At 30.3% G+C, this 12,448-nt stretch carries 11 protein-coding genes; 7 read left to right on the plus strand and 4 right to left on the minus strand.

What is annotated here, in order from left to right:
• Positions 1–9: 9 nt before the first annotated feature.
• On the plus strand, positions 10–1,116 hold the full coding sequence (locus MARPI_RS02250; RefSeq protein ID WP_014295974.1) for an alanyl-tRNA editing protein: 1,107 nt from the start codon (positions 10–12) through the stop codon (positions 1,114–1,116).
• Positions 1,117–1,146: 30 nt separating this feature from the next.
• Here the strand turns inward: MARPI_RS02250 and dnaK are convergent, their stop codons facing one another.
• Positions 1,147–2,967, minus strand: coding sequence for a molecular chaperone DnaK (gene dnaK, locus MARPI_RS02255; protein ID WP_014295975.1), 1,821 nt, complete (start codon positions 2,965–2,967; stop codon positions 1,147–1,149).
• Between the two features lie 310 nt (positions 2,968–3,277).
• Here dnaK and argS point away from each other — a divergent pair, with 310 nt between their 5' ends.
• Genes argS through MARPI_RS02275 form a run of 4 tightly spaced genes read left to right on the plus strand, consistent with a single transcriptional unit; the run spans position 3,278 to position 7,355 of the window.
• On the plus strand, positions 3,278–4,984 hold the full coding sequence (gene argS, locus MARPI_RS02260) for an arginine--tRNA ligase (protein WP_014295976.1): 1,707 nt from the start codon (positions 3,278–3,280) through the stop codon (positions 4,982–4,984).
• A 15-nt stretch (positions 4,985–4,999) separates the two neighbouring features.
• A complete protein-coding gene (locus MARPI_RS02265) occupies positions 5,000–5,446 on the plus strand; it encodes a hypothetical protein (RefSeq protein WP_014295977.1) in 447 nt (148 codons plus the stop codon).
• Positions 5,443–6,624 carry a TIGR04013 family B12-binding domain/radical SAM domain-containing protein gene (locus tag MARPI_RS02270; RefSeq protein ID WP_014295978.1) on the plus strand — a complete coding sequence of 394 codons (1,182 nt, stop codon included), beginning with the start codon at positions 5,443–5,445 and terminating at the stop codon, positions 6,622–6,624. The genes MARPI_RS02265 and MARPI_RS02270 overlap by 4 nt, the downstream gene beginning before the upstream one ends.
• Positions 6,624–7,355: a hypothetical protein gene (locus MARPI_RS02275; RefSeq protein ID WP_014295979.1), complete on the plus strand. Its 732-nt coding sequence runs from the start codon at positions 6,624–6,626 to the stop codon at positions 7,353–7,355. Before MARPI_RS02270 ends, MARPI_RS02275 begins: the two co-directional genes overlap by 1 nt.
• Before the next feature lie 55 nt (positions 7,356–7,410).
• On the opposite strand, the gene MARPI_RS02280 is transcribed toward MARPI_RS02275, so the two are convergent.
• Positions 7,411–8,646: an iron-containing alcohol dehydrogenase gene (locus MARPI_RS02280; protein ID WP_014295980.1), complete on the minus strand. Its 1,236-nt coding sequence runs from the start codon at positions 8,644–8,646 to the stop codon at positions 7,411–7,413.
• Positions 8,647–8,928: 282 nt separating this feature from the next.
• On the opposite strand from MARPI_RS02280, the gene MARPI_RS02285 reads away from it, so the two are divergent.
• Both MARPI_RS02285 and MARPI_RS02290 read left to right on the plus strand, forming a co-directional pair.
• Positions 8,929–9,702 (plus strand): TIGR00266 family protein, encoded by a 774-nt coding sequence (locus tag MARPI_RS02285; RefSeq protein ID WP_014295981.1) that lies wholly within the window; start codon positions 8,929–8,931, stop codon positions 9,700–9,702.
• Between the two features lie 14 nt (positions 9,703–9,716).
• Positions 9,717–10,481, plus strand: coding sequence for an exodeoxyribonuclease III (locus tag MARPI_RS02290; RefSeq protein WP_014295982.1), 765 nt, complete (start codon positions 9,717–9,719; stop codon positions 10,479–10,481).
• Positions 10,482–10,513: 32 nt separating this feature from the next.
• Here the strand turns inward: MARPI_RS02290 and MARPI_RS02295 are convergent, their stop codons facing one another.
• The gene (locus MARPI_RS02295) at positions 10,514–11,389 is read right to left on the minus strand and encodes a DMT family transporter (RefSeq protein ID WP_014295983.1); all 876 of its coding nucleotides are present in this window, start codon (positions 11,387–11,389) and stop codon (positions 10,514–10,516) included.
• Between the two features lie 18 nt (positions 11,390–11,407).
• Positions 11,408–12,442 carry a tRNA preQ1(34) S-adenosylmethionine ribosyltransferase-isomerase QueA gene (queA, locus tag MARPI_RS02300; RefSeq protein ID WP_014295984.1) on the minus strand — a complete coding sequence of 345 codons (1,035 nt, stop codon included), beginning with the start codon at positions 12,440–12,442 and terminating at the stop codon, positions 11,408–11,410.
• Positions 12,443–12,448 lie beyond the last annotated feature (6 nt).

Here is a 12,448-nt window from a genome sequence, read left to right on the forward strand (position 1 = left end):
AGGTGCAATATGATAAAGATTGAAGAAGTTATAAAAGAAAAAAAGAAAATATATGCAATCTCTTTAGAATCACCATTTTATCCAGACGGAAAAGGCGGACAACTTGGAGATAGAGGAAAAATAGGAGAAGCAACCGTGCTTTTTGTGGAATATAAAAATAACAAATATTATCATCAAATCGATAAAGAAATAGAACCCGGAGAATATGATTATGAAATCGATTTAAAAAGACGTAAGGATATTTCACAACAACACACAGCTCAACATATTTTATCAGCTGCTTTTGAACAAATTACTGATCTTGATACCGTTGGTTTTAGAATGGCTGAAGAATATACTACAATAGATTTAAACACCGCAAAATTAGATGAAAAAATAGAAAAAGAAGCTGAAAGATTATCCAATGAAATAATACAAAAGTGTTTACCTGTTGAAGAAATTATTACTTCAAAAGAAGAAATAAAAAAATATAATCTCAGAAAAGAGTTAAGCGATAAGGTTCAAGGAGATGTAAGATTAATAAAGATTGGTGATTTTGATATAAATCCATGTGGTGGATTTCATGTAAAAAATACAGGCGAAATTGGATTGGTAAAAATCATTTCAAAGGAAAAGGTAAAAGGGAATCTAACGAGATTATATTTTGTAGCTGGAAACAGGGCCATTGAGGATTATGAAAAAAGAATTAATATTACAAAAGATATTTCACATATTTTAACTGCTAAAATAGAAGAAACACCTATAAGAGTTGAAGAAACATTGAAAAAAATGAAAGAATATAAAAGCGCATACGAAAAATTAAGCGAAAAATATGCTGAAATAATGGCTAAAAAATTCTTAGAAAATGCTAAAACAATAAATAATATAAAATTTATCTATATTGATTCAAACGAAGATTATATAAATTATCTTCCCAAATTCCTTCCGATGAATGAAATTTTATTTGTTACAAAAAAAGAAAACAGATACGAAATATCTTCAGGAATCATTGATTGTAAGGAATTAATAAACAATATTAGAAAAGATTATCCTGAACTTAAAGGTGGCGGTGGTAAAAATAGGGGAAGTATTATAGGAAATATTGACATAGAAGTTATTAAAAATTATATAAAATAAAAAGCCGGATTTTGAAATCCGGCTTTTTTATTAGTTATTTGGATTTTGTGTGTCTTCAGGATTTGGTCCTGCTGCGCCTGCGTCAGCATTAGCTGTTTGCTGTGCCTGTTGATAAATCAACTGACCAAGTTTCATTGATTCGTTCTTTAAGTCTTCCATTACTATCTTTAATTTTGCAATATCATTGTTATTTATAGCATCTCTTACATCGTTAATTAATGTTTCTAATCTTGCTTTCTGATCTTCTGGTACTTTATCTTTATTTTCATTGATTAACTTTTCTACCTGATATGCAAGGTCGTCAGCCTGGTTTTTGAGTTCGATTTCTTCTCTCTTTCTCTTATCCTGCTCTTCATATTCCTGAGCTTCTCGTATCATTCTTTCAATATCTTCTGAAGAAAGTTTATTTCTACCTGTTACAACCATTGACTGCTGTTTTCCTGTTCCTAAATCTTTTGCTGAAACATTTACTATACCGTTAGCATCTATATCAAATGAAACTTCTATTTGTGGCACTCCCCTTGGTGCTGGTGGTATTCCTGTTAATTTAAAGCTTCCAAGGAAGAAGTTATCCTTAGCAATTGGCCTTTCACCCTGGAATACTCCGATTTCAACTTCTGTCTGGAAGTCAGCAGCTGTTGTGAATACCTTACTCTTTCTAATAGGTATCTTACTGTTCTTAGGAATAATAATTTCCATTAATCCACCTTTTACTTCAACACCAAGTGAAAGTGGTGTAACGTCTACAAGTACTAAGTCCTGATCTGTATTTCCTGTCATAATTGCAGCCTGAACAGCAGCACCTATTGCAACAGCTTCGTCAGGGTTAACACCTTTACTTGGTTCTTTGTGGAATATTGATTTTACCAATTCCTGAACTGCTGGAATTCTTGTTGAACCACCAACTAATAATACATCATCAATTTCTTCTGGTGAAAGTCCAGCATCTTTTAATGCTGTTTCAATTGGACCTCTTGTTGATTCAATTAAATCTCTTACCAATTCTTCGAATTTCTTTCTTGTTAATGTTTTCTGTAAGTGTACTGGCTGACCATTAACAACTGTTAAGAATGGTAAGTTAATTTCTGTTTCGAGTTTTGTTGATAATTCAATCTTTGCAGTTTCTGCAGCTTCCTTTAACCTCTGCATTGCCTGTCTGTCATTTGAAATATCTGAACCATGTTCTTTCTTGAATTCTTCAACTAACCAATCGATAATTCTCTGGTCAAAGTCATCTCCACCTAAGTGGTTGTTTCCTGATGTTGATACAACTTCGATTACACCTTCTCCAACATCAAGTATTGATACATCAAATGTACCTCCACCAAGGTCATATACTACTATTTTCTTATCTTCATGTGTTTTGTTTAAACCAAATGCAATTGAAGCTGCTGTTGGTTCGTTGATAATCCTTAATACTTCTAAACCAGCAATTTCACCAGCTTCTTTTGTTGCCTGTCTTTGTGCATCATTAAAGTATGCTGGAACTGTAATAACTGCCTTCTTAATTTTTCCACCAAGATATGCTTCTGCATCTCTTACTAATTTCTGTAATACAAAAGCACTTATCTGTTGTGGTGTAAAGCTTTTACTATCGATACTTACTTTATAATCAGAACCCATTTTTCTTTTTATTGATCTGATTGTTCTATCTGGATGTAATATTACCTGTCTTTTTGCAGGTTCACCTACAATTACAGTTCCATCTTTTGAAAAATGTACTATAGAAGGAGTTGTTCTTTTTCCTTCTGCATTAGGAATAACTTCTACATTTCCATCTGGTTTCATCCATGCTATAGCTGAGTTAGTTGTACCAAGGTCGATACCAACTACGTATTCTTTTTCAGCCATATTATCACCCTCCTTATTTTCATCGTTTTTTGATTTCCGTATATATTATACTTCAAAATCAGCAAAATTGTTCAATTGAAATATTTTTTTAATATTATTCTATAACACTTATTATTACTACATTTTATTTGTTATAATTTTAACGTTACTAAATTTTATAGCATTCTTAACTTTTATTTGCTTATTAAATACAGTTTTTTATGGTTAAAATTTTGATTATATGCAAAAAATACATCTATGATTTATTATTTTTTTAACAAGTTATGATATAATATGATTATAAAAAATAAAGAAAGAGGAGTGTGATATTATGAAATTAATTGAAAAAATGCTCGAAGAGTTGTTAATGGATTCTATCAAGAATTTATATAATGTTGAATTAAAAGAACCTGTAGTACAAAGAACTGCTAATGATAACTTTGGTGATTTTCAAACAAATTTTGCTATGATAAATGCCAAGGTTTTAAAAAAAGCTCCAAGAATGATAGCACAAGAAATCATTGATAATTTCCCCGAAAATGATATTATAGAAAAAATCGAAATAGCAGGACCAGGATTTATAAATTTCTATGTAAAAGATGTATTTTTAACTGAATACTTGCCAAAAATTGAAAAAGAAAATCCTGATTTTTCATTTATTGATAGAGAAGGCGATGTTATTATCGATTATTCTTCACCAAATATTGCAAAACCTATGCATATTGGTCATTTAAGAAGTACTGTTATTGGGGATGCTATAAAAAGAATTTATAGATATCTTGGTTATAATGTAATTGGAGATAATCACCTTGGTGACTGGGGAACACAATTTGGAAAATTAATTGTAGGTTATAGATTATGGCTTGATAAGGAAAATTATGAAAAAGATCCTATTGGTGAAATGGAAAGAATTTATGTGAAATTCGAAAAAGAATCTGAAAATAATCCTGATCTTTTAGAAGAAGCAAGACAGGAACTCAAAAAATTACAGGATGGAGATCCAGAAAATAGAAAATTATGGCAGGAATTTATTGATTTATCATTAAAAGAATATAATAAAATATATAAAAGAATGGATATAGAATTTGATACATATTATGGAGAATCACATTATCACAATATTATGCCTGAAATTGTAAAAATGCTTCTTGATAAAGGTATTGCAACATATAGTGAAGGTGCTGTTGTTGTATTTTTTGACGAAGAAGAAAATCTACCTCCAGCAATTATTCAGAAAAAGGATGGAGCTTTCTTATATGCAACATCAGACCTTGCATGTATAAAATTTAGAAGAGAAACATATAATCCTAATAGAATATTATATGTAACTGATGAAAGACAACAAACACATTTCAAACAGGTATTTAATATTGCAAGAAAGTTAGGCTGGGATGATAATTATCAGCATATATGGTTTGGATTAATGAGATTTGCTGATGGTGTTTTCTCTACAAGAAAAGGTAATGTGATAAAATTAGAAGAATTACTTGATAAAGCTGTTGAAAAAGCAAAGGAAATCATTGAAGAGAAGAATCCAGGATTGTCTCCAGAAGAAAAAGAAGAAATTGCAGAAGCAATTGGAATCGGTGCTGTAAAATATGCTGACCTCAGTCAAAACAGAATAAGCCATATTATATTTGACTGGGATAAAATGCTCGCCTTTGATGGAAATACAGCTCCTTACTTACTTTATACATATGCAAGGATACAATCATTAAAAAGAAAAGCTGAAGAAAAAGGCTATACATTTGAAAATGCAAATCTAAAAATAACAGAAAAACTCGAAAGAAAATTGGGATTGTTATTAACCCAGTTACCAATTGTTGCAATTAGAGCTGCTGAAGATTATAAACCTAATTTAATTGCTGATTATCTCTTTGAATTAGCACAAACATATAATTCATTCTACAATAATCTTCCTGTATTGAAAGAAGAAGAAGAAACATTAAAATCAAGGTTATTATTATCTCATTTAGCTGGAGAAGTATTAAAAAGAGGTCTTGACTTGCTTGGTATAAGAGTAGTAGATAAAATGTAATGTGAGGTGTGTTAAGTGATTTACTCTATAGTTTTTTCAATTATTTTCCCAGTTTTAGCTGTTGTCTTATTTAAAAGTCCTGTATTGTATATTGTATTGATGAGTATATTTGCATTGACCACAGCGTTTTTTTCATTTCTTTCAAAAAAATACGATAAATTGACTATAGTATTTTTATTCATAGGATTGTTATTAGCTGGTTTTGGATATATAAGAGGCTATGCTATTGATTTATTCATGGTAATTACACTGATTTCTACAACATTTTCATCTCTTTTTTCATTTAAAAACAAAAAACTATATATTGTATTAGCCTGGTTATTTAATGCCATGGCAATTGGAACGTATGTATATTTGAATGTTTCTTTAAGCAGAGCGATCTTAATAGCTGTTCTCGTATTCTTAGCTGGATATAGGGACATTATGCCTCAAAAAAGTACAGAGGAGGAAGAAAATTCTTGAAAAGAATTGTTTTCAGACTTTTAAAATCAAATAGGTATTCTATCACAGCTCTTATTGCAGCAATGGAAAAAGAAAATATAGAAATAGAAACTATACTTGAAAAAAATTTTGAAAAAATACTGGAATATAATCCTGAAGATACATTAATAGCTTATTCATTTATGAGTTTTGATATTTTTCAGGTTGAAAAAGAAATTCCACTATTAAAAGAAAAAGGGTTTAAGGTTATTGCCGGTGGTCCACATCCAAGCGCAATGCCTGAAAAAACAGAAAAAATAGGATTTGACCATATTTTTATTGGTGAAGGTGAAAAAACCTTCACCGATTTTTTAAAGGGCAAAATATCAGAAAAATTCATAGCATCAAAAGAATTTGTTGATTTAAATTATTACCCGCCATTTGCAATTAAAAACAAACATTTTATGCCAATAGAAATTACAAGGGGTTGTCCTTTCGGATGTGGATACTGTCAAACTCCTTATCTCTTTGGTAGAATTGTTCGTCATAGAGAACCGGGAATTATTCATGAATATGCAAAATTAGGCGTTAAACATAACAGAAAAATTGCGAGGTTTATTACACCAAATTCTTTTGGTTATGGCTCAAAAAATGGTGTTACACCTAATATAGAAAAACTCGAAGAATTGCTATCTGGTTTGAGAAAAGTTGGTATAGAAGAAATTTACCTTGGTTCATTTCCTTCAGATGTAAGACCGGAATCTGTAACTGAAGAAGTTTTAAAACTTATAAAAAAATATGTTGATAACAAGATGATAATCATAGGAGCGCAAAGCGGTAGCAATGAAATTCTAAAAAAAATAAATAGAGGACATTCTTTAGAAGAAATAGAAAGGGCTTTATCCCTTGTTTCTGCTCATGGATTTATACCGTATGTAGATTTTATTTTTGGATTCCCTTTTGAAACAGATGAAGATATTAAAAAGACTTTTGACTTTATGGACAAAATTACAGAAAAATATAATGCTGTAATACATTCACATACCTTTATGCCATTGCCAGGAACACCTTTATTTGATGTTGGACCTGGTAAATTAAATAAGAAATATTATAAAAAACTTGGAGATTTATCAAGGAATGAAAAACTTGCCGGATATTGGCATAAACAGGAACAATTGTCTCAAAAAATATTTAATTATTTTCACGGAGGTGAAATTTAATGAAAAAAAGCTTTTTTATAATTTTTCTGATTATTACCAGCATTTTGGTTTTTTCCGATGATTATCAGGTAGTTTATAAAACAAAAATTAATCTTGATTCAGACAAATCACTTGAACATGTAACTTTAAAAGGCAAAAAGGTTAGTGAAATTTATTGGGGAAGCTTTTTATTAACAATTGAAGACGCCGGAACAACTTTTGATATAATGACTGGTATAGATGGATATAACCCTAAAATAGAATATTTTGATTTTAATGGTGACGGATATAAAGATATTTTATTAACAACAAGAAGCGGCGGCAGTGGAAATTACATAATGTATGATTTGTATTTATATACAGGAGACGATGTAATATCATATGATATAAAACCTTTTATTAAGGATATCAAAGGATTTTTCATGGATCAATACAAAGCAGTTATTAGCTATAAAGATGCCTTTACATACATTGACCTTTCAGACAGAAAAAAATTATATCAGGAAATTAAAGCCTATGATCAATATGGAAGATTTATAAAAAACTACAATGAACTTATGATAGGTGGTTTTTCTGAATTAGAACCTTTTGATTTTGGAAATGATGGAACATATGAATTAAAAGGGAGCATAGCAATTTCCGGATTATATCATGCTGATAGTATAGGATATCTTCACTTTATTTATTCTGTAAAAAAAGACAAATTATTATGGCTTGAAGTTTCAAAAACTATATATGTTAATGTTCAATAAAAATAGCAGGTGCTGAGCACCTGCATTTTTTATTTTATCCCATCCCCCGCTATTATTATTTATTTAAAGGATATAATGAATCCATATAAATCTGTTTTACAATTTCTTTTGTAGCTTTAACAGGTGCTAAGCTCAATAATAAATCAAGTGAAGGTGTATTAAATGCCAATTCTACTAATTTGTCTATATCGCTTTCTTTAAATCCTTCATCTGTTAATTTTTGTGTAACTCCAATATTAAATAACCATTTTTCAATTCCTTTTGCTGCTTCTTCTGCTTCACCCGGCACTCCTTTTAAACCTGGAACAATTGGACTATATATTTCTGCAAGCACTTCTGCCTGTGCAGGATAAATTGCTTTTACTACTGCTGGTAATAACATTGCTAATCCTAAACCATGTGGTAAATCTGGTCTGATTCCACTTAGTGGATGTTCTAAAGCATGTGTGAAATGTAACAATCCATTATCAAATGAAATACCAGCTATTGTTGAAGCATATAATAAGAAATATCTTGCTGTTAAATCTCCTGGTTTTGCCTGAGCTTGAGGAAGATATTTTGAAACTAATCTTATTGTTTCTTTAGCTAATAAAATTGAATATGGGGATGCTGCTAATGTTGTTGCTGCTTCTGTAACATGGTTTATTGCATCAATAGCTGTGTATGTTGTTTGTGACCATGGTAATGATTTTGTAATTTCTGGATCATCAATAGCAAATATTGGATATATACTATCATAAGCTAAGGCTGGTTTATAACCTTTTTCCTCAATTGTTGCAACTGCAAATCTATCAACTTCAGTACCTGTACCATGAGTTGTATTTATTGCAATTATTGGCAATGCTTCTTCTGGCACAAATTTTAATTCATATAAGTCAGAACCTGTATAATTCTTATATTTTTCATGTAATAATACTGCAACACTCTTTGCTGTGTCAATATGACTTCCGCCACCAATTCCTATAACAGCTTTTGCTCCAAAATCTAATCCCATTTTCTTTGCTTCATCAATCATTTTTACATTTGGATTTGGTTTAATTCCATAATATACAATATATTCAATACCAGCTTCACCTAAAAACTTTTCAACTTTTTCTTTTATTCCTGTCACGTTATATACAACTTCGTCGGTTAAAATTAAAACCTTTTTCATATCCTTTTTGTTTAAAAATTCACAAATATCCTTGAACTTTTCTATAGCACCTACTCCAAAATAAGCTGTTGTTTTACATCTTAACTCAAAAACGTTGTAAATATCTACTTTACTCTCCCATGCACCATTTAATAACATAATTTCACCTCCAAAAAATATAAAATCCCTCTCCCAATAACTAGTGCTTTTATTCACATTAATTTTAATTAAATTTCTTTTTTTCAAATATAATTATACATATGAAATATTAAATTGCAATCATCATTGTTTCAATGTTATTTTTTTCACGTTAAAAAAATCACATTATAAGAAGTCATCTTTATAACTCTATTCATATGCTTATTATAGAGTTATAATTACTTTTTACAAAATTTATAAATTAATGGTATAATTATTATTAGAATTATTGGAGGTGAAATTATGGCTGATGTTATTGATTATAAAATTTATGGTGATGATATGCAGATTGTTGAAATTGAATTGGATCCGGGGGAAGGAGTTCGAGCTGAAGCAGGTGCAATGATGTATATGGAACCTGGTATAGAAATGCAGACAAAGGCAACAGGAGGAATTTTCGGCGGATTAAAAAGAATGTTAGTTGGTGAAAGCTTTTTTATAACCAATTTTTTAAATACCGGACATTCAAAATCTCACGTTGCTTTTGGAGCGCCTTATCCAGGAAAGGTTATTCCTATTGATTTGACAAAATTTGGAGGAGAATTTATATGTCAAAAGGATAGTTATCTTTGTTCTGCAGCAGGAATAGATATTGAAATTACATTTACTAAAAAAATTGGTGCAGGTCTTTTTGGGGGTGAAGGTTTTATTCTCGAAAGGCTTGTAGGCGATGGCCTTGCTTTTGTACATGCTGGTGGAACTATTATAGAAAGGCAATTAATGCCTGGTGAAACCTTAAGAGTTGATACTGGTTGTATTGTTGGATTTTCCAATACTGTAGATTATGATATTCAATTTGTTGGTGGATTTGTCAATGCTTTATTTGGCGGAGAAGGTATTTTCTTAACTCATTTAACTGGACCTGGAACCGTTTATTTACAGAGTTTACCATTCTCGCGATTGGCTGATAGGATTTACTCTGCAGCTAATTTTTCAAATAGAGGCGAAACAAAAGGTATTGATGGAATAGGCGGTAACCTCTTAGGAGGATTATTTGGGGGAGACACCAGATTTTAAAGGAGAGACTAAAGATGAAGATATTATCCTGGAATGTTAATGGAATTAGAGCAGCTATAAAAAAGGGATTTTTAGATTTTCTTGATAAGGAAAATCCTGATATTTTATGCGTTCAGGAAACTAAAGCGCGAGAAGAGCAATTAACAAAAAAGTTTTTAACTTACGGTGATTGGAAAAAATATTTTGTTTCTGCTGAAAAGAAGGGATATAGTGGTGTTGCAACATTTACAAAAATTAAACCTAAAAATGTTTTAAAAGGTTTAGGTAATGAAATGTTTGATTCTGAAGGTAGAACATTAATTACTGAATATGATAATTTTTCCTTATTTAATATCTATTTTCCAAATGGAAAAGCTCGTGAAGAAAGGCTACAATATAAAATGGATTTTTATTATTATCTTTTAGAATTTCTTGAAGATTATAAAAAGAAACAACCAAATATAATTATTTGTGGAGATGTTAATACTGCACATAAAGAAATAGACCTTGCAAGACCGAAGGAAAATGAAAATACTTCGGGATTCTTACCAATTGAAAGAGAATGGATTGATAAACTGCTTGAAAGTGGATTTGTTGATACCTTTAGAATGTTCAATAAAGAACCTGGAAATTACACCTGGTGGGATTATAAAACAAGGGCAAGGGAAAGAAATGTAGGCTGGAGAATAGATTATTTTTTTGTTAGTACTTCTTTAAAAGAAAAGGTTAAAGATGCTTTTATATTATCAGAAATTATGGGTTCTGACCATTGTCCAATAGGTATTGAAATTGATATATAATAATGTTAAATGGTGCAGATTTTCTGCACCATTTAATCTTTTATTTCTGCTATATAATTTCCTGCTAATACAAGAGATGCACCTATTAATGTATAAAAATTTGGATAATTTTTTAATAATACTGCATCAGCAATAACAGTAACTATTGGTATAAAAAATATTCCATTTGTTGTTGTTTTTGCTCCGGCAAGCCTAATGGCTTTATTCCACCATATATATCCAAGGGCTGTACAGAATATACCGAGATACAAAAATGCTGTTATTACTACTGGATCTAACCATAATTCAAATGCTGGACATGTGCCTGCACTTTTTAATTCATAAAGAGAAAATGGTATAAAAAATAACATTCCGTAATAATTCAAATCTCTTGTAATTGCCAGATTATCGTGATGATGCAATTTTTCTATAAATACAGTGTATAAAATCCAGCTAAATGCTGCACCAAACATTAATAAATCTCCAAGTGGATTTAATTTTAAAACAAATCTTCCGTTAAGCACAATTAATGCAACACCAAAAAATGCCAGTAATGTTCCAAAATATCGAATTTTATGTGAAAAGCTTTTTCTTAGTATATCTGAAAATAATAGATATATTACCGGTGTAGCCGAAATAATGAGAGAACCATTTGTTGCTGTGGTATATTGCAAAGCTGAATTTTCAAATAAGAAATATGCTGTAACTCCAAAAAAACCTGATAAAAGCATATAAACATATTCTTTTTTTTCATATTTTATTTTAGTTTTTATAAATAATACAAGTATTAAACTTGAAAGAAAAAATCTCAAAAATGCTGCTGTTATCGGTGGAACGGTATTAACTATTATTTTCGTTGCTACAAAAGAAATCCCCCAGAATATTACAGTGATCCACATATAAATTAAACCCCTGGTTTTATTTTTCAATTTATCACCCTCTGAATATCAATATATGAACATTGAATCACCAAATGAAAAGAATCTATATTTTTCTTCAACAGCCTTTTTATATGCTTCCATTATAAAATCATATCCTCCAAATGCTGCAACAAGCATTAAAAGTGTGGATTTTGGTAAATGAAAATTGGTTATCAATGCATCTATTAATTTAAATTCATATGGCGGATATATAAATATATCCGTAGTCCCCATATAGGATTCCTGTTCTGGAAGTTGTGCTATTGTTTCAAGTGTTCTAACCACAGTAGTTCCTACACTGATTATTCTTCCTTTATTTTGTCTATATTCACGTATTTTTTTCATTGTTTCTGCTGGAACTTCATAATACTCCTCATGCATTTCATGTTCTTCTATATTATCCACTTTTACAGGCCTAAATGTACCAAGACCAACATGAAGAGTTACTTCAGCAAATTCAATTCCTTTTTCTTTTATCTTATTTAATAATTCCTTTGTAAAATGCAACCCTGCTGTTGGTGCCGCAACAGCTCCCTGAATTTTCGCATATTCTGTTTGATACCTTTCACCTGGAACATCAGTGCTTTTTATATATGGTGGCAAAGGCATATTTCCAACTCTTTCAATTTCTTCCCATACATCTTTATCAGATGTAAAATGAATAATTCTTGAACCATCGCTATTATGTTCTATTATTTTAGCATATAGATGGTCAGAAAATTTTATTTCTGCACCTTTTTTTAATTTTGAACCGGGTTTAACAAGTGCTTTCCATGTATTTTCTTCGTGTGTTTTCTCGAGCAATAATACTTCAACCTTTGCACCTGTTGTTTTCCGACCATATAATCTTGCTGGAATTACTTTTGTATTGTTTAATACCATTAAATCTCCAGGTTTTAAGTAATCAATTATATTTCTAAAAATTTTATGTTCTATAGTTCTGATATTTCTATTTAATACCATTAACCTTGAAGAATCTCTTGGTTCTGCTGGTTTTTGAGCTATATATTCCTCAGGCAAATGATAATCAAAATCTTCTACTTTGTATAATGGTTTTCTCATTTCTCC

It is taken from the genome of Marinitoga piezophila KA3, from assembly GCF_000255135.1.
Taxonomy (GTDB): Bacteria; Thermotogota; Thermotogae; order Petrotogales; family Petrotogaceae; genus Marinitoga; species Marinitoga piezophila.